Genomic DNA, 22,277 nt, shown 5'->3' with positions numbered 1-22,277 from the left:
TTGCGGTGCCCAGAAGATTGTTGCAATCAATGCTTGGCAAATCGAAAAGTCTCGTATTACAATCGCGGCCTCGCAACGCAAACAGCGGCAACGAAGCAGTAACCGCCGAATCGTGCGAAGCGAGATTACCCTGCAGGCAGCAGCTTGCGATGGTCTAGTGGGTGCTTAGCTCAGCTGGTAGAGCGGCGCCCTTACAAGGCGTAGGTCGGGGGTTCGAACCCCTCAGCACCCACCACTTCACCATTGCGATGCGTTGCCACTGATTGGGGCCGACACGGAGTGGTAGTTCAGTCGGTTAGAATACCGGCCTGTCACGCCGGGGGTCGCGGGTTCGAGTCCCGTCCACTCCGCCAACAAAATTAGCCCGCGTCAGCGGGCTTTTTTGTGTCCGCAATTCGGGCTTTCAGACGGGCCTCTGGCATCGGAGTGGAACGAGTCGCCTGTGCGGCCTCCGCTTCGTTGGCGCGACCACGCCAGCAGGATCGACAGATTGCGGTTTCGCATCATCTCTCGACGCACATTCAAGCAGTACAACTCCTCGCTTTTGATAGAATTGCAAGGTTTGACTTTCGAGCCACCCCTTTAACCGGATCAGCATGCTTGATTTCGTACGCAACAACCGGCGCCTGATGCTTCTTCTGCTGCTGGTGCTTGTCTTCCCGTCGTTCGTATTCTTCGGCGTGGAGAGCTATTCGCGCTTCATGGACAGCTCGCACGATGCTGCCAAGGTCGACGGCCGGACCATCACCGTGCAAGAAGTCGACAACGTGGTGCGCGACCAGAGCGAACGGATGCGCCAGATGCTCGGCAACAACTACGATCCGCGCATGTTTGAAGGCCCTGCCGCGCGGCAGGCCGTGCTGGATCAGCTAATCCAGCAGCGCGTTATCTCCGAAGCCACGCAGAAGAAGCACCTGACGGTTTCCGATGCGCAGATCGCCGCAGCGATCCAGAGCATTCCCGCCATTGCCCAGCTTCGCACGGCGGACGGCAAGTTCGACGAGAAGGCCTACGTGCAGCTGCTGGCGGCGCAAGGTATGACGCCCGAGCAGCTCGACGCACGGATGCGCTTCGAACTCTCCACGCAGCAACTGGGTGGCGCCATCGGTACGACAGCTTTCGTGCCGAAGTCGCTGCTCGATCGCCTGATCGCGATTCGCGACCAGCAGCGTGATGTGCAGGCCATCGTCATCAAGCCGGCCGATTTCACGGCCAAGGTGACGCCGGACGCCGCCGCGCTGAAGGCTTACTACGATTCCCATCTGGCAGCCTACACGATGCCCGAGCAGGCCAAGGTCGAGTATCTGGTGCTGTCGGGTGATGCCCTGGCTGCCAGCCAGACGATCACACCTGATCAGTTGAAGTCGTACTACGACAGCAACATCCAGCGTTTCCGCACTGACGAGCAACGTCGCGCCAGCCACATCCTGATCGCCGCGCCGAAGGATGGCAAGGAGGCAGACCGCAAGGCCGCCAAGGAGAAGGCCGAGAAGCTGCTCGAGGATCTGCGCAAGCATCCGGACACGTTCGCCGAAGTTGCGAAGAAGAACTCGCAGGATCCGGGTTCGGCGGAGAAGGGCGGCGACCTCGGCTTCATGGGTCGTGGTGCCCTGGTCAAACCGTTTGAAGACGCGATGTTTGCGCTCAAGGATGGCCAGATCAGCGATGTCGTGGAAACCGATTACGGCTATCACATCATCAAGCTGACGGGTATCAAGCCGGCAGCCACCGAGCCGCTTGAGACAGTGCGTCCGGAACTCGAGATCGAACTCAAGAAGCAGCTTGCCGCGAAGGCATATACCGAGCAGGCCGATGCGTTCGGCAACATGGTGTACGAGCAATCCGAGAGCCTCAAGCCCGCCGCCGACAAGTTCAAGCTGACGATCCAGACTGCGGACAACGTCACGCGTACGCCGAACCCGGCACTGGGCAAGGACAACCCACTCAATAACGAGAAGGTGCTCAAGGCGCTGTTCAGCGATGACGCCATCAAGAACAAGCGCAATACGGAAGCCGTGCAGGTGGGCCCGACCACGCTGGTGTCGGCCCGCATTGTCGACTATCGTCCGGCCGCCGCGCGCAAGTTCGAAGAGGTGGAGCCGCTGGTGCGTCAGGCCTACGTTGCACAGCAGGCGGCGGAATTGGCACGCAAGGATGGCGAAGCCCGTCTCGATGCCTTGAAGAAGAGCGGTAGCGCCGATGGCTTCGGTCCGATGGTGACCGTGTCGCGTGCCAAGGCTGATGGCGTGTCGCCGAAGGCCGTCGATGCAATCATGCGTGCCGATGCCTCGAAGCTGCCTTCGCTGGTGGGTGTGGACCTCGGCGCGGATGGGTACGCGATCTACCGTATCGCCAAGGTTGGCACGCCGCCGCAGGCCAACGCGAACCAGCGTGAGGCTGACGCGCAGCAACTGGGCCAGATGGCCGGTCAGACGGAACTGGCAGCGTTCTATGACGTGCTCAAGGCCGGTGCGAAGGTGAAGATCCTGCATCCAGCCAAGACGGACGACGCGGCGGCAGCGAGCGCACCTGCTGCGAACTGACGCGACGTCGCCTGCGATGTAAAAAAGCCCCTGCGGTTGCTAGCCTGCAGGGGCTTTCTTGTATCTGGTCTCGCCGATCAGCTCGGGATGCCGTGGCGCGTACCAGCAACGCCAGCACGGCCGAAGGTCCGGTGTCTACGCCGCCTTTTTCAACAACGGCTTCAACTGCGACCAGACGTTGTCCAGCAACGTGGGCTGCGCAGCGGAGGTCGGGTGAATCCGATCGATCTGGAACCATTCGGGACGTGAGATCACGTTGTCCAGCAGGAAGGGCACCAGCGCAGCCCGTTTTTCCTTGGCCAGCTTGCTGTAGAGTGCGAAGAACCGCTCGGTGTAGTCCTGACCATAGTTCGGCGGGATTCGCATTCCTACGAGCAGCACGGTGGCGCCAGCTTGCTGGGCATCGCTGACGATTGTTCTCAGATTGGCCTCGGTGGTCTGCAACGGGAAGCCTCGCAAGGCGTCGTTGGCACCCAGCTCGACGATCACCACTGCCGGCCTGTGTCGCTTGAGCAGGTCAGGCAGGCGCGTCTTGCCACCGATTGTGGTCTCGCCACTGATGCTCGCGTTGACGACGCTATAATCGAACCGCTCCTTGCTCAGGCGGTCCTGCAGCAGGCTGACCCAGCCAGTGCCGCGTGCAATGCCGTACTCCGCCGACAGACTGTCGCCCAGTACCAGCAGCGCGGGCTTGTTGCCAGATTGCGCGTGCGCCGGCACAGCCGTCATGACGGCAGTTGCCAGTGTGATACCCAACGCCGCCAGCCATTGCCGGCGCCTACTGTTTGTCATCCTCTCTCGCATGTCCACGTCCATTCTTGCCGTCGAGTCATTGGGAAAGACCGTAGCCGATACGACCGGTTCGCTGACGATTTTGCACGACGTAACGTTTTCCGTCACGGCGGGTGAAACGTTGGCCATTGTCGGGGCGTCTGGGTCGGGCAAATCCACGCTACTTGGCCTGCTTGCCGGGCTCGATCTGCCGAGCACGGGATCGGTCCGGCTCCATGGTCAGGATCTGTTCCGGCTCGATGAAGACCAGCGTGCCGCGCTGCGCGGGCGTCACGTTGGTTTTGTGTTTCAGTCGTTCCAGCTGGTCGGCCATCTGACCGCGCTGGAGAACGTAATGCTTCCGCTCGAGTTGCGTGGTGAGACCGATCGCGTGCGCGAGCGGGCCGTCGACATGCTGGAGCGAGTAGGGCTCGGTCAGCGGCTGTCCCATTATCCGCGCACGCTTTCCGGCGGCGAGCAGCAGCGTGTGGCGTTGGCGCGCGCCTTCGTTGCGCGGCCCGATATTCTGTTTGCGGACGAGCCGACCGGCAGTCTGGACACCGCCACGGGCGAGGCGGTCATCGCGCTGATGTTCGAGCTCAATCGCGATGCCGGATCGACGCTCGTGCTGGTCACGCACGACCGTTCGGTGGCAGCGCGATGCGGCCGCATCCTGACGATCGAGGCTGGCCGTGTAGCTAGCGACGAGTTCATGGATGCGGGCGTCTGAACGGCGTAGACGGGGTTAACTGCGTGCCAGTGAGCGTCGCGCCAGCGCGATCAGCGCGGCAGTCGATGCATCGTGGGCTTCCGTGGCATTGCCACTGAGTTCGGCCTCGATCGGGCGCGCCAGGATCTTGCCGAGCTCCACGCCCCACTGATCGAACGAATTGATGTTCCAGACGATGCCTTGCACGAAGGTGCGGTGCTCATAGAGCGCGATCAGCGCGCCCAGCACGTGCGGCGTCAGGTTTTCCATCAGCAGCATGTTGCTCGGCCGATTGCCCTCGAACACCATATGCGGAATGCGCGCTACGTCGACGCCGGCCGCTTGCAGCTCTTCCGCACTGCGTCCGCGCATCAATGCCTCGGCCTGCGCAAAGCAGTTGGCTAGCAGCTTGACGTGATGGCCTGGCAGTTCGCGCGGCGGCACCAGCGGCGCGACGAAATCGACCGGCACGATCTGCGAGCCCTGATGGATCATCTGGAAGTAGGCGTGCTGGCCGTTGGTGCCAGCCGTGCCCCAGACCACTGGCGCGGTATCGGTGTCCACCGGACGACCATCGAGCTGGACCGACTTGCCGTTGCTCTCCATTTCGAGTTGCTGGAGGAACGCCGGAAACAGTTCGAGCGAGGTCGAATAGGGCGCCATGCAGCTCGTCGGCATGTTGTGGAAATTGCGATACCAGATTCCCAGCATCGCCATCACCACGGGCATGTTTTGGGCGAGCGGCGCAGTGCGGAAATGATCGTCCATCGCCCGGGCGCCGAGCAGCAGGTCCTCGAAGGCGTCGAAGCCGACGGCCAGCGCAATCGACAGGCCGACCGACGACCACAGCGAGAACCGGCCACCGATCCAGTCCCAGAATTCGAACATGTTGTTCGGGTCGATGCCGAACTCGACCACGGCATCGCGATTGGTCGATACGGCGACGAAGTGCCGCGCGAGCTGGTTCTCGGGCACGCCGTGGCGGAGGAACCAGTCCCGCATGCTGCAGGCGTTGGCCATGGTTTCGAGCGTTGTGAACGTCTTCGAACAGACGATCACCAGCGTGCGTGCCGGATCCAGGCGCTGGAGCGTTTCCGCAAGCTCGGTGCCATCCACATTCGAAACGAAGTGCACACGCGGTCCGCGCGGGTCGGCCAGGTGCGCCAGGGCGCGGCATACCATGCGTGGGCCCAGGTCAGAGCCGCCGATGCCGATGTTGACGATGTCGGTGATCCCCTGGCCCGTGGAGCCGGTCCAAACGCCACTGCGCACTCGGCCGGCAAACTCGCGCATCCGGCGGAGTACATCGTGGATGGCGGGCATGACAGACGCCCCGTCGACCTTGAACGGCGCGTCGGGCAGGGCGCGTAGCGCGACGTGCAACGCGGCACGATCTTCGGTGGCGTTGATATGTTCGCCAGCGAACATAGCGTCGCGGCGTGCCGGCACGCCGGCTTCCTCGGCAAGCTTCATCAGCAGCGCAAGGGTCTCGCCGGTGATGCGGTTCTTCGAGTAATCCAGATACAGGCCGGAGGCTTCCAGCGAGAAAGCATCGACCCGTTGAGCAGCCCCGGCTTCGGCGAACCACTGCTGCATCGGCGTCTCGCGGACGACGTCATGGTGTTGGCGAAGGGTGTTCCAGGCTTGGAGGTCAGTCGGCATTCGTTCTTGGGGGAAATCGGGCACGAACGCCTGCACGAGGCAGGCGCCAGCAAGTATATCGCCAGAATGTGATCGCAAATTCCGGAAGTGGCAGCAAAAAGTAACGAGGCTTGCCGGATTGACGGTTTCCGACGTCGGGATGTCGTTACCTTAGCAGAGGGGGACAACGCCCCCTATCGGCAATTGTCCGACGCGTGCCGCGCCGCGCGCATCACCTGAGATCACCTGGACGGCGTCTGGCGTGATCCGCGCGGCATTGTTGGTGGCAGTGCCGGGACGTTACGCACCGCCGCCGCGTAGCAACGCGTTGAAGATATCCCGGGCGGGCAGATAGAGCTCGCTGGCAGTCATGCCAGCCGGGCCCGTGCCCGACGCTACCAGCCTGTCGGCGGCACGGCCGTGAATCCAGACCGCCGCGCGCGCGGCCGCGACGATCGGCATTCCCTGGGCGATCAGGGCGCCGATCATTCCGGCCAGGACATCACCGGTGCCGGCGGTGGAGAGCGCGGCATTGCCGGTCGGATTGATCGCAGGCGGCGCGCCGTCCGGGGACGCTATCACGGTTCCGGAGCCCTTGAGCACGATCGTGGCCCGCCACCGCGTGGCCAGTGCGGCTGCGGCCTCCAGCCGGTTGCGCTGGATATCGGCCACGGTGCTGCCCAGCAGTCGCGCGGCCTCAAGCGGGTGGGGCGTCATCACGTGTGCCACACCGCTTTCGATAAGCTGCTGGGCCAGCGTGCCATCGGTAGCCAGCAGGTTGAGCGCATCCGCATCGAGCACCAGCGGCGCGGCTGTCGCCGCATTGGCGCAGATATCGATCAGTTGCGCCAGTTGCTTGCGCGCGGAGGCGCCCGTACCCATCCCAGGGCCGACCACGTAGGCCGACATCGCGCCGGGCGAAAGCTCCGTCACGGTGTGCAGCATCAACTCTGGATGAACCGGATCGATGGCGGGCGCCGGTTGCGCGAGGAATCCCACATGGACACGCCCGGCGCCCAGATACAGGGCGGCGCGCGCGCCAAGCAAAGGGGCCCCGGTCATCCCATGGCTGCCACCGATCACAGCCAGGCTGCCGAAGCTGCCCTTGTTATCCGCGTGCTCGCGTCGCGGCAGCGAATGGGAAAAACCCGGCGGCTGATTGACCACCGCCACGGGATGTTCGGCTGGCGGATAGTCGAGCCCGAGTGGTGCGATATCGACCTCGCCGGCGCAATCGCGGCCATCCAGTGTCAGCAGGCCCGGCTTGGCAGCCAGGAACGTCAGCGTGCGTTGTGCCCGGACCGCCGGGTTGCCGGCGCCGGTGTCGGCGAACAATCCGCTCGGGATATCGAGCGAGAACACCGGCAGGCGCGAGGTATTCAGATGGTCGATCCAACGCGCCATATTGCCGTCGGCCGCACGGTTGAGTCCGATCCCCAGCAATCCATCGACGATTGCCGCGCATCCATTCGGCCAGGGAGGAATCCCGGTATCGGCATCGTTGGGCAGCGCCAGTAGCGGCACGCCGGCGGCGCGGGCCTCGAGCCAGGCGCGGGCCGCATCGGCGGGCAGCAGGTCGGCTTCGCCGATCAGCCATGCTTCCACGAGCCGTCCGCGCTGATGCAGGCGCATGGCGGCAACCAGCGCGTCGCCGCCGTTGTTGCCAGGGCCAGCCAGGCAGAGGATGCGGCCATTCGGCACCCATGCGTGCAGCCAGTCCGCTGCCGCAGCGCCCGCGCGGGACATCAACGTGAAAGGCGGGGTCGCGGCCAGCCCGGCGTGCTCCACGCGGCGGATCGTCGTCAGGTCGTAAAGCGGCGTAACGTCCGTGCCGGCGGGATCCAGCGCGATGCGGTCCGGCGTCGCGTCGGGGTCCGGGGATGTCGAAGGCGAGACAGTCGTGCTCATATTGGTATCAGGCGGGGCCCAGCCGGTAACGTTCGGGTGTCAGCCCATCCATGTCGATGGCTGGCCCGTCGCCTTGGCCGGCGCTGGCGGCAATCTGGTCCGCGGCAATTTTGCCCGATCCGCAGCTCATCGCCCAGCCCGTCGAGCCATGGCCGAGGTTCAGAAACAGGCCCGGCACGCGGGTGGCGCCGATCAGGGGCGGGCCGTCAGGCAGCATCGGTCGCGCCCCAGCCCAAAGCGTGGCGGCGTTGTAGTGGCCGGCTACCGGAAACCAGTCGCGCGCGACCTTGATCAGGGTTTGCAGCGCGGCAGGCCGCAGATCGAGCTTGCGCGATCCAAGCTCCGCGGTGCCCGCCACGCGCAGTCGATTGCCCATGCGCGTGATGGCCACCTTGTACGATTCATCCATCAGGGCGCCTAGCGGTGCCTGTAGTTCGTCCGTCACCATGACCGTGGCCGAGTAGCCCTTGACCGGGTAGAGCGGCAGGCGCAGCCCCAGCGGGCGCAGCAGCGTCTCGCTGCCGACGCCGGCTGCAAGCAGCACGCGGTCCGCATCGAGCACTTCCCGGGCACGGCCACCGAGCGCGGCGAGTTCGACTGTCAGGCGGCCGTCCGTCCTGCGCAACCGGGCGACTTCGGTCTGGAAACGAAACTGCACCCCCGCGGCTTCCGCGTGCTGGTGCAGTCTGCGCACAAAGATCGGGCAATTGCCGGATTCATCCTCTGGAAGATGCAGGCCGCCCGCCAGTGGCGTGTCGTCGGTCAGGCCGGGTTCGATGCGCCGGCAACCGGCGGCGTCGATGAGCTGATGCGGGACGTTGTTCTCGCGCAGCAAGGCCAATGCGGGCGATGCGAGATCAAGGTCGCGCTGTGTGCGAAACAGTTGCAGGTAGCCACGTGATTGCTCGTACTCGATCTCGAGTGCCGAGCGAAGCTCGTGCAGACAGGTGCGGCTGTAGAAGGCCACACGCTGCATCCGCAGCTTGTTGGTGCGATAGCTTTCGGGGTTGCATTCGCGCAGCCAGCGCACGATCCAGCGCCACATCGCGGGATCGGCGCTTGGGCGGAACACGACCGGCGAGGCGTGCTGGAACAGTGAGCGCACGATCTTGCCGGGCATCCCGGGCGCCGCCCAGGGCGCGACGTAGCCGGGGGCGATCACGCCCGCGTTGCCAAAGCTGGCTTCCTGCGCGGGGGCGCCGCGTCGCTCCAGTACAGTGACTTCGAAGCCGGCCTGGCGCAGGTACCAGGCCGAGCAGACGCCGATTGCGCCGGCGCCGATGATGATCACGTGCATCCGCTAGCTTTGCCCCCTTCAGGATGAAGTGCCGCTATTTGAGCTCCTTCGCCATGACTACGTCAGGCAGCCATGTCACCACGCTGGGCCACACGGTGATGATGCCGATGGCCAGCACCATCATCATGAAGAACGGCAGCGACACTCTGGCGATGTAGTTGCTGTCCTTGCCGGTCATGCTCTGGAGCACGAACAGGTTGAATCCGACAGGTGGCGTGACCTCGGCGATTTCCACCAGCAACACGATGAAGATGCCAAACCATACCAGATCAAAGCCGGCGGCTTGTACCATCGGCAGGACGGTGGCCGTGGTCAGCGCGATCATCGAGATGCCGTCGAGCGCCGTGCCAAGCAGGATATAGATGATGGTCAGGACCGCGATCAGCGCCCACGGCGACAGTTGCAGCGCCGCCACCCATTCGGCCAGCGCGCGCGGAATGCCGGTGAAACTCATCGTGACCGACAGGAATGACGTCGCCCCGAGCACGAACATGATCATCGCGGTCAGCCGGGTGGCCGACATCAGGCTTTCCCAGAATGCCTTGCGCGTCAGCGAACCGCCCGCCCAGGCCAGCGCGAGCGACGCCACCACGCCATACGCGGCAGCCTCGGTAGCCGTGGAGTACCCGGCCATCATGATCCACGTGATGAACGCGATCAGGATGATGCAGGGCATGAGCTGCCGGATCGACGCTAGCCGGGCCGACCAGCCAAACGTCTCGGCCGCAGGGGTCTTCTCGGGATTCATCAGCGCCCAGACCACGATGTAGCCCGAAAACAGGATCATCAGCAACAGGCCCGGCAGGAACCCGGCGAGGAATACGCGGATGATGGAGACGTCGGCGGACACCGCATACACGACCATCGTGATCGACGGCGGGATCAGAATGCCCAACGTGCCCGCCGTCGACAGCGAGCCGAGTGTGATGCGCTCGTCGTAGCCGCGGCGGGTCAGTTCGGGCAGTGCCGACTTGGCGATCGTGGCGCAGGTAGCGGCCGACGACCCCGACACCGAACCGAAGATGCCGCAGCCGAGAATGTTGACGTGCATGAGACGGCCCGGCAGCCAGTTGAGCCACGGGGAGAGGCCATTGAACATCTGCTCGGAGAGCTTGGTGCGGAACAGGATTTCTCCCATCCACACGAACAGGGGCAGCGATGCCAGCGTGTAGGAGGCACTGGACGACCACCAGGAGTTGGCAAGGTTCACCAGCGCGTCGTGGTCGGAGAAGATCACCAGGCCAACCCACGAGGTCACGGCGATCGCCACGGGAATCCACGCGCCGATCGCCAGGAAGACGATCATCACCAGCAGCAGGATCAGGGCAACGAGAACGGTGCTCATCAGACGGTCTCCCCGAAGTCGCCAGCGGCCAGCTTGGCTTCCTGCGCGAGCTGGTAGCGCGGCTTCTGCCGGCGTACCACGCGCAGCCATTCGTCACCGACGGCCAGCAGAAAGCCGAGCGCGCCGATGACTGCAAAACTCTGCGGAATCCAGAGTGGAATCACGATCTGCCCCTGGGACACATCGCCGATATCCCAGCTTTGCCAGGCAAACGAGCCGAGCGCCCACGCCGCATAGCCGGCGAAGATCAGGCAGATGGTGAGCGAGATGACTTCCAGTAGCCAGCGGCGTTTGGTGCCGACGGCTTCCAGCAGCATCTCCACGCGCACGATGCCGCCGTGCTGAAATGTCTGACCGAGGATGAGGAAGGCGGAAGCGGCGCACAGCCACGCGACGATGTCGTCGCCGCCCTTGAGCGTGATCGAGGTCTCGCGCGAGATCGACATCGCGATCATCACGATGCAGACAGCGAGGATGCACAGCGCGCCGAGCGCGGCGCAGACGTCAAGCAGATGGTCGAGCCAACGCTTGCGGAGGATGGGGGCTTCCATGGTGATGACGGGCTACCTGTGACGCGGGAACGGCGATGGGAGGGCGCGCGCGATCAGCGGCGCGGGCCTGCTGCAATGCATGCACGAAAGCAGGCGGGCGCCACGATGGATTGTCGCGGGCCTGCTTTCGCGGATGGCGCGGATCTACTTCTTGTAGGCGTCGAGAATGGCCTTGCCATCGTCGCCGGCGCTCTTCGCCCAGTCGGCAACCATGGCTTCGCCTACCTTCTGCATGTCGGATTTGAGCTGCGGCGAAGGCGGCGCCACAGTCATGCCGTTCTTGGAGAGCGTGGCCAGATACTCGCGCGTCTTCTGTTCGGAGACCTGCCAGCCGCGCTTCTCGGCATCGGCCACGGCCTTGAGCAGAGCGTCCTGGGTGGGCTTGTCGAGCCCGTTGAAGGCCTTTTTGCTGACGACGAGCATGTTCTTGGGCAGCCACGCATCGACGGTATAGAAGTACTTCACCGACTCCCATACCTTGGTATCGACGCCCGTTGCGCCAGACGACATGAACGAGTTGACCGTGCCCGTGGCAAGCGCCTGCGCCAGGTCAGCGGCCTGGATCGTCACCGGCTGGGCGCTGACCAGCTCGGCGATCTTCGACGTTGCCGGGTTGTAGGCGCGCCATTTCAGGCCCTTCATGTCCGCCGCACTGTTCAGGGGCTTGTTCGCGTAGATGCCCTGCGGCGGCCAGGCCACCGCGTAGAGCAGTTTCATGCCCTGGCGGTCGAGTATCTTGTCAGTGACGGTTCGCGAGGCTTGCCAGAGCTTGTAGGAATCGCCATAGCTCGTGGCCAGGAAAGGCACCGCGTCGACGCCGAAGACCGGGTTTTCGTTGGCCAGCGTCGACATCAGGATTTCACCCATCTGCACCTGGCCGGTCTGCACGCCACGCTTGATCTCATTGGCCTTGAGCAGCGAGCCATTGGGATGCAGCACGATCTTGAGCTTGCCGCCGGTGGCCTTGTCGACGTCGTTGGCCATCTGCTGCAGGTTTTCCGTGTGCAGGTTGGTGGCCGGATAGCCCGTGGGCAGGTCCCACTTCGTATCCGCCCGTGCCGCCGTGGCGGTCAGCAGAATGCCTGTCACCGCCGTCGTCACCGCAACTGCCAATACCTTGACTCGCATTTCCATCTCTCCCTGATGTTGCGCGCGGGCGCCTGCCCGACTACGCGGGTTTGACTATCCTCCTGGAACTACCTGCGCCGATTCCCAGGTTGTTGGTGATCTCGGCGGTAATGCGGTAATGCGTGTCGCGGTGCGGCGGCGGCTCAGCCTCCGCGCCGTGAAGGGTGCACGAGCGATTCCAATGCAAGCGCCGTGCCCAGCAGCTGCGCATCGCGCATCGGTCCATGGGACAGCATCAGGCCGACGGGCAGTTCATCGGGCGCATGGCAGGGCAGCGACACCGAACAGCCGTCGAGAAAATTGAACGCGGACGTATTGCGCAAGAGCAGCCCATTGGTGCGGAAGAACAGGGTGTCATCTTCCACAAGCGGGGCGATCGGCGGCGCCACCATTGGCAACGTGGGGCAGACCACCGCATCGAACGGCGACATGCGAGCTTCCATGCGGGCAATCCAGTCGAGGCGGGCGCGGTGCAGCGCGATGTAGTCCGCCGCGCTCATCGCCGCGCCCCGCTCGATACGGGTTACCACGCGCCGGTCGTACAGATCGCGGTGGGTGGCGAGCAGCGCGCGATGGTGCGCGTAGGACTCGGGCGCTGAAAACCCGCCAGCGGCATTCAGGCTGGCCAGTTCGGTCAGCTCGGGCATGTCCACGTGTTCGATGCGCACGCCTGCGGCGGAAAGCCGGCCGATGGCACGGTCGAAGGCTTTCGAGACCGGTTCGTCCAGATCGTCGAGAACCAGCTGGCGCGGAATCGCCAGGCGGATCGCGGTGGCGGCCTTCATTTGCGGAATGACCGGGGCGTCGGCGATGACACTATCCACGGCGATGCAATCGGTCAGCGTGCGCGCCATCGCACATGCGGTATCGAGCGTGTAGGACAGCGGGAACGCGCCCGTCAGCGGCACGCGGCGCGACGTGGGTTTGAAGCCGACGATGCCGCATAGCGCGGCGGGAATGCGGATCGAGCCGCCCGTGTCGCTGCCGAGGCCCGCCACCGCCGTGCCAATCGCGACCGAGACCGCCGCCCCGGATGACGATCCGCCCGGAATCCGTGCAACCGAGCTGTCGCATGGGTTGACCGGCGTGCCGAAATGGGGATTGATGCCGACGCCAGAGAAGGCGAACTCGGTCATGTTGGTGCGGCCGACCAGCGCGGCGCCGGCCGCGCGGAGCCGGGCCACCACGGCGGCATCGGCCGTCGCGGGTACGGCGTCCTGGCGGGCGGCAGACGCGGCGCGCGTGACCTCGCCCGCGATGTCGTAGAGATCCTTGACGGATACCGGCAGGCCAGCCAGTGGGTGGAGCGGCTTGCCAGCGCGGTCAGCGGCATCGGCCGCGCGGGCCACCTCGCTGGCGGCATCGAACGTGGTGTGGAGATAGACGGCGTGGCCGGCGGCGCTGGCGGCCCTGGTGGCGGCTTCGGCAAGCAGGTCGGCGCGGCTGGTGGTGCCGGCGCGGACGGCGGCGTTCAGGGAGGCGATGTCAGGCAGCATGACGGTTTGCGTGGGCGAGACGAAGGTGACAGGCGCCGCGGAGCAAAATCACATTCACGCATTGCCTGTGTGAATCAAGAGGCTCAAGAATCCGACAAGGGTAGCAAGAAGCGCATCGGCGGGACATAGGGAAGGACGCTATATCCCGAGGCGCGGCAAGAAATACCGTTCGATGCCAGGATCGCATCGCCCGGGCGATCAGGCAGACGAGATCAGGCCCCCTTGACGGGCTTCTCGTTCTCCATCTCCTCCGGCTGCGGATCATCCCAGACGACCTTGTTTCGGCCGCTGGCCTTCGCGGCATAGAGGCGTTGGTCCGCCGCCATCAGCAGCGAGTCGAGGTTGCCCGGTTCGCCTGGCGCGATCTGCGCCACGCCGAAGGACGCGGTGAAACGGATGGATGCCGTGTCAGCGCTGTCGACCGGTTCGCAGACCAATGCTTGCAGGGCCAGGCGAAGCTTTTCGGCCAGGTTGGCTGCATCCGCGATACCCGTGCGTGGCAACAGGACGGCAAATTCCTCGCCGCCCAGTCGCGCCGGCAGATCGACATTCCGGACATTCGCGCGCAACGCGTCCGCCAGGGTACGCAGCACCACGTCTCCGCTGCCATGTCCCCAGCGGTCGTTGATCTTTTTGAAACGGTCGATGTCGAGCATGATCAGCGAGACCGGAACGGCGTCCCGCTTGCACCATGCGTAGGCGTCTGCGAATCGGGATGCGAACACGCGACGGTTCGCCAACCCGGTCAGGGCATCGGTCTCGGCGAGGGTCCGGAGGGCTTCGCCCCGGTCAATGTAGTGCCCGAACAATGTATGGACAACTGCCAGCGTGAAGCAAAGCAGAAGGCCCAGGGCGACAGCGCCGGCGCCAATGGTGCCGCTCAGGCGGGCGACGCTCGCCTGTAGCAGTTCCCGCGTGGAGACCTCGTCGACCATTATCAGGCCGCTGTTTCCGAGCTTGCGATAGATGAGGCGGCTGCCATGCTCGTTGCTCAGAATGCCGGCATCGCCCCTGAACGCCACCGCGAGCTTGTCCGCCGGCCATTTGTCGATGAGCACGGACGCGAGCGTTTCGCCCCGATGCACGTTTCGCATACCGGCGCCCACGAGTATGCCGTTGTGGTCCACCAGGTAGTTGTTGACGTCGTGATGGGGGGCAAGGTTGAGGGACTCGTCAAGACTGGGCCGCGGAATCTCCAGAATCAGAACGGCCTTGAATGCGTTGCCGGCGTAGACAGGAGCACTCAGGAATAGCGACGATTCGCCAGCGTCGTCCATGGACCGCGCGATGCTCCATTGCTGCTTTCGCGTCGGATTGGCCAAGGGGAGGCTATTACGAAAGTACCCGGCGGAAGCGAAGGTCCGCAGGGTCGGATCAACGTCCTGCTCGCTAATGGCCGGGTAAGCCACGATGATGCCGCTGGCGGACACATAGGCAATGCGTTCCCGGAGCCCGGGTTCGTTGTGTCCCGCACTGAACATATGGCTGAGCGCGATTGCAACCGCCATGCCCGGGATCAGCTTGGCATCGTCGCGCGAGAAGCCATCCAGCCCAGTGAGCCGCGCCGCGCTGACGCCATAGACGGGCGCCGCCTCACGTGTCCGCAGCGCCCAGACATCGTCATTGCGGTGCTCAAAGGCAGTCTGGATGTCGTGGGCGAAGAGGGCTGGCAGTTCATCCTGGATCTGCATCAGGTGCTCGGCGTAGTTCCGGATGTTCGCCAGGCGCTCCGCCTCCAGTTGAAGCAGCGCGTTGATGCTCACGGCACGAACCGCCTGCATCTGTCTGACCGACTCGATCTCCGTGTCGCGCGACAACATCATGCCCCGGAGGATGAGCAGCAATATCAGGAGAATGGCGGCGCTGAACGCAATCAGAATGAAGCGGCGAGGGCGCTTGATGAGCGCGAGCCATAACCGGCTCAGGAACCTGTCGGACGGGAGCAGTCGTCCGGTATCGGAGGCGGAGTGCATGTGATTGTTCTTCAATACGTGACCATGGCCAGTACCCGATCTGGAACGTGATGGCTCTTGCGCGACGGGAAGTCGTATCGTGCCGGATTCAGATCCGTCAGAGACTGTCCGTCGAAAAATTTTAGATCGGTTCTGCAAATCTTCGCGTCGAGGGGGTGACAGCCCGGCAGCACACGATGGCGGCGGATTTCTCATCGATTTGCCGATAAACTGTCGCGTAAATCGCCTAAATCCGGGCGCCCAATGATTCAAAATCGCATCCCAGGAGACTGCTTTTCATGGCACGCAAGCCCGTTTCGGACAGCCCCGCCACCGCTGCGCCAGTGGCGAGCCCCTCACCGGCCGCGCCACTGGCGCGCGCTGCCGGCGTCAACATTGTGTCGTCGTCGCATCTGGTTTCGGTGCGTAGCCCGGAATTGTCGGAGTTCGAGTTCGGGCTGAATACCGCTTACAACGCCTATAGCCGATGGGTGGTGCGCTGCATGGGTGCCGCTGGCGTGCGCGACCTGACGTTCCTGGACGTGCTGGTACTGCACCACGTCAATCATCGCGGACGCGCCAAGCGGCTGGCGGACATCTGCTTTGTGCTGAACGTCGAAGATACCCATCTGGTCACATACGCGCTCAAGAAGCTCGTGGGGCTGGGACTGGTGGCCGGGGAGCGGGTTGGCAAGGAGGCCACTTACGCCACCACGCAGGCTGGTACCGACGCCTGCGCCCGGTACCGCGAGATCCGCGAGCAGTGCCTGACGAGCAATTTCACGGAGGGTAGCGAGGAAAACCTGGAGATCGGCGAACTGGCACGCCTGCTGCGTGTGTTGACCGGTCTCTACGAGCAGGCGGCGCGCTCCGCCACTTCCCTTTGATAATGTGACGTATTATGCTCTATAGCACAGCTTGGCCTGCCGATAATGACGTCGGTCAGGCTGTCCTTGCCAGCTTTCTCGCGGAATGTCTGTCGGCCCCCGATTGCGCAATGCAAAAAGCGGTCGCCGACAAGGTACAATAGCGGTTTCCCGCCAGCCGGCATTCCATTCAGCAGTGTCGGCGGCCGCCTGCCCCGACCCTCCTACGCCTCCCGACCGCAACGATCATGGCGCATTTCTCGTGCTTCCCCGGCGCTTTGGCGCTTTCCGCCTTCCGTCAGCAACGCCTGCTTGCCGCTCTCCAACAGATCGACGCCGATATTGAATCGGTGCACGGCCAGTTCGTGCACTTCGTCGATTCGGACACGCCGCTGTCCGCCGAGGATCAGACCCGCATCGGCGCGATGCTGACCTACGGCGCGCCGTTCACCGCTCAGACCGAGGGCGACCGCTTCGTGGTGATCCCGCGCTTCGGCACGATCTCGCCGTGGGCCAGCAAGGCCACCGATATCGCCCACAACTGCGGCCTGACCCACGTTCACCGTATCGAGCGCGGCATCGAAATCACGGTCATCTGCAAGAAGGGGCTGCTGCGCGGCCGCAAGACGCTGGATGCCGGCACGCGCGCCGCTGTCGCCGCACATCTGTTCGACCGCATGACCGAAACGGTGATCGGCAGCCGTGAAGAGGCCGCCGCGCTGTTCCAGGAACTGCCGGCCAAGCCGCTGCAGTTCATCGACATCTCGGCGGGTCGCAGCGCGCTGGTGGACGCCAACACGGCAATGGGCCTGGCGCTGTCCGAGGACGAGATCGATTACCTGCTGGACGCCTACGGCAAGCTCGAACGCAACCCGACCGACGTCGAGTTGATGATGTTCGCGCAGGCCAACAGCGAGCACTGCCGCCACAAGATCTTCAACGCCACGTGGACCATCGACGGCGTGTCCCAGGACAAGTCGCTGTTCGCGATGATCCGCAATACGCACCAGTTGAACCCGCAGGGGTCGATCGTGGCGTACTCGGACAACTCGGCCGTCATGGAAGGCGACGTGGCCGAGCGCTGGTTCCCGCGTGGCGCGGACCAGAAGTACGGGCGCCACGAGGCGCTGACCCACACGCTGATGAAGGTGGAAACGCACAACCACCCGACCGCGATCTCGCCGTTCCCTGGCGCGTCGACCGGTGCGGGCGGTGAAATCCGCGACGAAGGCGCAACTGGACGTGGCGCCAAGCCCAAGGCCGGCCTGACCGGCTTCACGGTGTCGAACCTGATGCTGCCCGATGCCGTCGAGTCATGGGAAAACGCGCGCGACGCGGCCCAGCCGGTGTCCCACCGCAATCCGGACGACAAGCCGGTTGTGACCGGCAAGCCGGACCGCATCGCATCCCCGCTGCAGATCATGATCGACGGGCCGCTCGGCGGCGCGGCGTTCAACAACGAATTTGGCCGCGCCAACCTGGGTGGCTACTTCCGCGTCTACGAGCAGAACGTTGGCGGCACCGTGCGCGGCTATCACAAGCCGATCATGATCGCCGGCGGCATTGGCAACATCGACGGCTCGCACACGCACAAGGACCCGCTGCCGGCCGGCACGTTGCTGATCCAGCTGGGCGGCCCGGGTATGCGTATCGGCATGGGTGGCGGCGCGGCCAGTTCGATGGCGACCGGCACGAACACCGCCGATCTCGATTTCGATTCGGTGCAGCGTGGCAACCCGGAAATGGAACGCCGCGCGCAGGAAGTCATCAACGCCTGCTGGCAGCTTGGCGATGAGAACCCGATCCTGTCGATCCACGACGTTGGCGCGGGTGGCATTTCGAACGCGTTCCCCGAGCTCGTCGACGGCGCTGACCGTGGCGCGCGTTTCGACCTGCGTCAGGTGCATCTGGAAGAGTCGGGTCTGTCGCCTGCCGAGATCTGGTGCAATGAGTCCCAAGAGCGCTATGTGCTGGCGATCGCGCCGAACAGCCTGCCGCTGTTCCAGGCGATGTGCGAGCGTGAGCGTTCGCCGTTTGCCGTGGTGGGGGTCGCGACTGAGGAGAAACAGCTCCAGCTTGTCGACTCGCATGTGGACGCCGCGCTGAAGGAACACTTCCCGGTCAATATGCCGATGGACGTGCTGCTGGGCAAGCCGCCGCGCATGCATCGCGACGTGACGCGCGTGGAGCGTGAGTTCCCGCCCGTCGACGTGACCGGCATCTCGCTGGAACAAGCCGTGCGTGACGTGCTGCGCCACCCGACCGTGGCCAACAAGTCGTTCCTGATCTCGATCGGTGACCGTACCGTGGGCGGGATGAACGCCCGCGACCAGATGGTGGGCCCGTGGCAGGTGCCGGTGGCCGACGTGGCCGTGACCACGCTCGACTACAAGGGCACGGCTGGCGAGGCGATGACGATGGGCGAGCGCACGCCGCTGGCCGTGATCGACGCGCCGGCCTCGGGCCGCATGGCGATCGGCGAAGCGCTGACCAACCTGGCAGCGGCACCGGTCAAGGACCTGGGCAAGGTGAAGCTCTCGGCCAACTGGATGGCTGCCTGTGGCGTGGCTGGCGAAGACGCCAAGCTTTACGACACGGTGCACGCCGTCGGCATGGAACTGTGCCCGGCACTGGGCATCAGCATCCCGGTCGGCAAGGATTCGCTGTCGATGCGCACCAAATGGTCCGATGCCGATGGCGACAAGGAAGTCGTAGCGCCGGTATCGCTGATCATCTCCGCATTCGCGGCGGTGGACGACGTGAACCGCACGCTGACGCCGCAGCTTCGTACGGACCTGGGCGAGAGCGTGCTGATCGCGATCGATCTCGGGCGCGCCAGGAACCGCATGGGCGGCAGCATTCTGGCCCAGGTGACGCAGCAGGTGGGCGATAGCGCCCCCGACGTCGACAACGCGGAAGACCTCAAGAACTTCTTCAACGTGATCCAGCGCCTGAACCGTGAAGGCAAGCTGCTGGCCTATCACGATCGTTCGGACGGCGGTTTCATGGCTGCCGTGGCGGAGATGGCGTTCGCGGGCCACTGTGGTGTGTCGCTGAACGTCGACATGCTCACGCTCGATCCGAACGGCGAGCAGGATTACGGCGACGCCAAGAACTGGGCGCAGCAGGTCGCGGAACGTCGCAATGACCAGACGCTGCGCGCGCTGTTCTCCGAGGAACTCGGTGCCGTGGTCCAGGTGCGCCTGGAAGAGCGCGACGCTGTGTTCGCGGTGCTGCGCGAGGCAGGCCTGTCGGCATGCAGCCACGTGATCGGCAAGCCGAACACGAACGACCAGGTCGAGATCTATCGCGATGCCAAGAAGGTGTTCGGCGCCGCGCGTTCCGATCTGCAGCGTACGTGGAGCGAGGTGAGTTGGCGTATCGCGCGTCTGCGCGACAACCCCGCCTGTGCCGATAGCGAGTACGAGCGCGTGCTCGATGCCGGCGACCCGGGCATCAGCCCCGTGCTGACGTTCGACCCGGCCGAGAATATCGCCGCGCCGTTCATCGCTTCGGGCGCGCGTCCGCGCGTGGCCATCCTGCGCGAGCAGGGTGTGAACTCGCAGATCGAGATGGCGTACAGCATGGATCTTGCGGGCTTCGACACGCACGATGTCCATATGAGCGACCTGATTGCCGGCCGCGCCAGCCTGGCTGATTTCAAGGGCTTCGTGGCCTGCGGTGGCTTCAGCTACGGTGACGTGCTGGGTGCGGGCGAAGGCTGGGCCAAGACTATCCTGTTCAACGGTCAGATGGCCGAACAGTTCGCGGCGTTCTTCAATCGCCAGGACACGTTCGCGCTGGGCGTGTGCAACGGCTGCCAGATGATGAGCAACCTGGCCCCGATCATTCCGGGTGCGGGCGCCTGGCCGAAGTTCACGCGTAACCAGTCGGAACAGTACGAAGCACGCTTTGTGACCGTCGAAGTGCAGCAGTCGCCGTCGATCTTCTTTGCTGGCATGGAAGGCAGCCGCATTCCGATCGTCGTGGCGCACGGTGAAGGTTTTGCCGACTTCTCGCAGCAAGGCGACATCGCCAAGGCAAACGTGGCCCTGCGTTTCGTCGATAACCGTGGCGCAGCGACGCAGACGTATCCGCTGAACCCGAATGGTTCGCCGGAGGGCATCACGTCGGTTACGACGGTCGATGGCCGCTTTACCGTGCTGATGCCGCACCCGGAGCGGGTGTTCCGTACCGCGACGATGAGCTGGGCGCCGGACGCTTGGAAGCAGATCGCCGATGGTGGCAGCCCGTGGATGCGCATGTTCCGTAACGCACGGAAGTGGGTGGGCTAAGGCGTTATCCCACTCATGCCAAAGGCGCCCGATTGTCGGGCGCCTTTTTCTTTTGGTGCCGCCGTCTGCATTACGGGCAGACGCTCAGACGCTCAGGTGGTGAAATTCGAGTTCAAGCTACAGCCGTATTGGGCTGGTCCGCAGGCGATGGCGGTGAGGCGGATGGCGTAGGCGCGGACTCCCGCGTCTGCAGGCGGGCGCTCCAGGGCAGATACCGGGAATAGAGGAGGCGCAAGCGATCGGACCCGGGGGGGATTTTGACTTCTCCACGGATTTCCATGAAGGCGACCGTGGCCTGAAGCAGTTTCGCTTGCGCATAGCGATCACGCACGGGGAGGTGAGCAAGCAGGCTGCGCCATCGACCGCCGGTGCATTCGATATTGGGCATTCCCAGCGCGCAATAGACCATGCCACTGGAGAAGATGTGCCACATTTGCCAATAGCCGCTGGTCACGCCCATTGCTTGATATCCATGGAAGTCATGAAGCCTGCGCCGAAACGCGTGGCTCTGATCTTACCGGGGCCGGTGCCAAGTGGAAACCCGCCACCTGTATCAAGATCAAACACGTGCCGTGCAAGGCTGCCCAGAGTGCTCCAAATGAAAAAACCGGCGCATTAGCGCCGGTTTTTTAGCGGATTGGCAACAGATTACTGAATCTTCGCCTTGTCCTTGAGGGACTTCATCATCGCCTGGAACTGCTCGCGCTGCCAGCCCTGATCGCCCATCATCATCTGCTGAAGCTGCGGCTTCACTTCTTCGAACGACGGGATCTTGGCGTCGCGCGTGTCCACCAGTTCGATGATGTGCCAGCCAAACTGGGTCTTGACCGGCGTATCGGTCATCTGGCCCTTCTTCAGGTTGGTCATCGCGGCCGAGAACTCGGGCACGTAGCTGCTGCTGTTGGCCCAATCCAGGTCGCCACCGTTCGCGGCGGAACCGGTGTCCTTCGACTGGGCCTTGGCCACGTCCTCGAACTTGGCGCCGGCCTTGATCTTGGCGATCAGTGCTTTGGCGTCGGCTTCCTTCTCCACGAGGATGTGACGGACGTGGTATTCCTTGCCGTTGCCGAACTGCGCCTTGATCTTCTCGTATTGCTTGCGCAGCTCTTCATCGCTGGCACCGTGGGTGCGCACGTAGTCCTCGAATACCGCGCCGGCCAGCACGTTCAGGCGGGCCTGTTCCAGTTGCTCCTGCACGTCGTCACGCTGGGTGATGCCGCGCTTGTTGGCTTCCTGGAGCAGCAGTTCGCGGTCGATCAGCATGTTGCGCGCACGGTCGCGCAGTTCAGGAGTTTCCGGCTGGCCAGTGCTGGCGATCAGCTTGTCCACCTTGGCCGACGAAATCGGCTTGCCATTCACAACGGCAGCGTTCTGGGCGAATGCGGGCAGGCTGCCAGCAGCAAGCACAGCCGCCAGGCTGAACGAGAGGACGGAGGTCTTCATGGGGTCAGGTCTGAGAGTTGCGAGTAGCGTCGCGGGTTGCTTCGCGTGATTGATATTCTTGGTCGGTGTACGCGTTGACGGCCAACGCGTGGATTTGCGAGGGGAACAGTTCGCGCAGCGCATCATACACCATACGGTGCCGGGCTACGCGAGAGTGACCCCCGAACCGCTCGCTGACGATGAGCACGTCATAGTGCCCGCCGCCAGAGGCTGCGCCTGCATGGCCGGCATGGGCGGCGCTGTCGTCGCGCACGGTCAGGCGGGTGGGATCAAGCGCTGCCTGGAGCAGTGCTTCGATGGTGGCGGGATCAGCTGCCATCCGGATTTCCTTC

General features: G+C 64.2%; 16 protein-coding genes and 2 tRNA genes. 6 read left to right on the top strand and 12 right to left on the bottom strand.

Features of this window, described 5'->3' with window-relative positions:
• Positions 1-159 precede the first annotated feature (159 nt).
• From K6G35_RS08555 to K6G35_RS08545, 3 genes are all read left to right on the top strand, one after another.
• Positions 160-235 (top strand) — tRNA-Val (locus K6G35_RS08555).
• 41 nt (positions 236-276) lie between these two features.
• A tRNA-Asp gene (locus tag K6G35_RS08550) sits at positions 277-353 on the top strand.
• Between the two features lie 243 nt (positions 354-596).
• A complete protein-coding gene (locus K6G35_RS08545) occupies positions 597-2,543 on the top strand; it encodes a SurA N-terminal domain-containing protein (RefSeq protein WP_035882634.1) in 1,947 nt (648 codons plus the stop codon).
• 135 nt (positions 2,544-2,678) lie between these two features.
• On the opposite strand, the gene K6G35_RS08540 is transcribed toward K6G35_RS08545, so the two are convergent.
• Positions 2,679-3,359, bottom strand: coding sequence for an arylesterase (locus tag K6G35_RS08540; RefSeq protein WP_035882636.1), 681 nt, complete (start codon positions 3,357-3,359; stop codon positions 2,679-2,681).
• Here K6G35_RS08540 and K6G35_RS08535 point away from each other — a divergent pair.
• Positions 3,346-4,044, top strand: a complete 699-nt coding sequence (locus tag K6G35_RS08535) for an ABC transporter ATP-binding protein (RefSeq protein ID WP_008651672.1) — start codon at positions 3,346-3,348, stop codon at positions 4,042-4,044. The genes K6G35_RS08540 and K6G35_RS08535 overlap by 14 nt on opposite strands.
• A 15-nt stretch (positions 4,045-4,059) precedes the next feature.
• On the opposite strand, the gene pgi is transcribed toward K6G35_RS08535, so the two are convergent.
• The 8 genes from pgi to K6G35_RS08495 all read right to left on the bottom strand — a co-directional run bounded on the left by pgi (position 4,060) and on the right by K6G35_RS08495 (position 15,500).
• Positions 4,060-5,685 (bottom strand): glucose-6-phosphate isomerase, encoded by a 1,626-nt coding sequence (pgi, locus tag K6G35_RS08530; RefSeq protein ID WP_035882637.1) that lies wholly within the window; start codon positions 5,683-5,685, stop codon positions 4,060-4,062.
• 279 nt (positions 5,686-5,964) lie between these two features.
• On the bottom strand, positions 5,965-7,572 hold the full coding sequence (locus K6G35_RS08525) for a bifunctional ADP-dependent NAD(P)H-hydrate dehydratase/NAD(P)H-hydrate epimerase (RefSeq protein WP_008651674.1): 1,608 nt from the start codon (positions 7,570-7,572) through the stop codon (positions 5,965-5,967).
• Between the two features lie 7 nt (positions 7,573-7,579).
• Positions 7,580-8,869 carry a D-amino acid dehydrogenase gene (locus tag K6G35_RS08520; protein ID WP_008651677.1) on the bottom strand — a complete coding sequence of 430 codons (1,290 nt, stop codon included), beginning with the start codon at positions 8,867-8,869 and terminating at the stop codon, positions 7,580-7,582.
• 34 nt (positions 8,870-8,903) lie between these two features.
• Positions 8,904-10,214 carry a TRAP transporter large permease gene (locus K6G35_RS08515; RefSeq protein WP_008651678.1) on the bottom strand — a complete coding sequence of 437 codons (1,311 nt, stop codon included), beginning with the start codon at positions 10,212-10,214 and terminating at the stop codon, positions 8,904-8,906.
• A complete protein-coding gene (locus tag K6G35_RS08510) occupies positions 10,214-10,765 on the bottom strand; it encodes a TRAP transporter small permease subunit (protein ID WP_008651680.1) in 552 nt (183 codons plus the stop codon). The genes K6G35_RS08515 and K6G35_RS08510 overlap by 1 nt, the downstream gene beginning before the upstream one ends.
• Positions 10,766-10,909: 144 nt before the next feature.
• A complete protein-coding gene (gene dctP / locus K6G35_RS08505; RefSeq protein WP_008651683.1) occupies positions 10,910-11,893 on the bottom strand; it encodes a TRAP transporter substrate-binding protein DctP in 984 nt (327 codons plus the stop codon).
• A 143-nt stretch (positions 11,894-12,036) separates the two neighbouring features.
• Positions 12,037-13,389, bottom strand: a complete 1,353-nt coding sequence (locus K6G35_RS08500) for an amidase (protein WP_495675555.1) — start codon at positions 13,387-13,389, stop codon at positions 12,037-12,039.
• A 212-nt stretch (positions 13,390-13,601) separates the two neighbouring features.
• Entirely contained in the window at positions 13,602-15,500 is a 1,899-nt protein-coding gene (locus K6G35_RS08495) for a cellulose biosynthesis regulator YedQ (RefSeq protein WP_495675554.1), read from the bottom strand.
• A gap of 140 nt (positions 15,501-15,640) precedes the next feature.
• Between K6G35_RS08495 and K6G35_RS08490 the strand changes: the two genes are divergently transcribed.
• Both K6G35_RS08490 and purL read left to right on the top strand, forming a co-directional pair.
• The gene (locus tag K6G35_RS08490) at positions 15,641-16,228 is read left to right on the top strand and encodes a winged helix DNA-binding protein (protein WP_008650259.1); all 588 of its coding nucleotides are present in this window, start codon (positions 15,641-15,643) and stop codon (positions 16,226-16,228) included.
• A gap of 227 nt (positions 16,229-16,455) precedes the next feature.
• Complete coding sequence (gene purL, locus K6G35_RS08485; protein WP_495675553.1) at positions 16,456-20,502, top strand: phosphoribosylformylglycinamidine synthase; 4,047 nt, start codon at positions 16,456-16,458, stop codon at positions 20,500-20,502.
• A 112-nt stretch (positions 20,503-20,614) separates the two neighbouring features.
• Here purL and K6G35_RS08480 read toward each other — a convergent pair whose 3' ends face one another.
• The 3 genes from K6G35_RS08480 to K6G35_RS08470 all read right to left on the bottom strand — a co-directional run bounded on the left by K6G35_RS08480 (position 20,615) and on the right by K6G35_RS08470 (position 22,264).
• The gene (locus K6G35_RS08480; protein ID WP_008650255.1) at positions 20,615-20,962 is read right to left on the bottom strand and encodes a hypothetical protein; all 348 of its coding nucleotides are present in this window, start codon (positions 20,960-20,962) and stop codon (positions 20,615-20,617) included.
• A gap of 188 nt (positions 20,963-21,150) precedes the next feature.
• The gene (locus K6G35_RS08475) at positions 21,151-21,945 is read right to left on the bottom strand and encodes a peptidylprolyl isomerase (protein ID WP_008650253.1); all 795 of its coding nucleotides are present in this window, start codon (positions 21,943-21,945) and stop codon (positions 21,151-21,153) included.
• Positions 21,946-21,949: 4 nt separating this feature from the next.
• Positions 21,950-22,264 carry a BolA family protein gene (locus tag K6G35_RS08470; RefSeq protein ID WP_008650250.1) on the bottom strand — a complete coding sequence of 105 codons (315 nt, stop codon included), beginning with the start codon at positions 22,262-22,264 and terminating at the stop codon, positions 21,950-21,952.
• Positions 22,265-22,277: the final 13 nt, after the last annotated feature.

Source organism: Cupriavidus sp. HY129 (assembly GCF_059492215.1).
The sequence above is the reverse complement of the archived record's forward strand: the minus strand, read 5'-3'. Positions and strand labels throughout refer to the sequence as shown.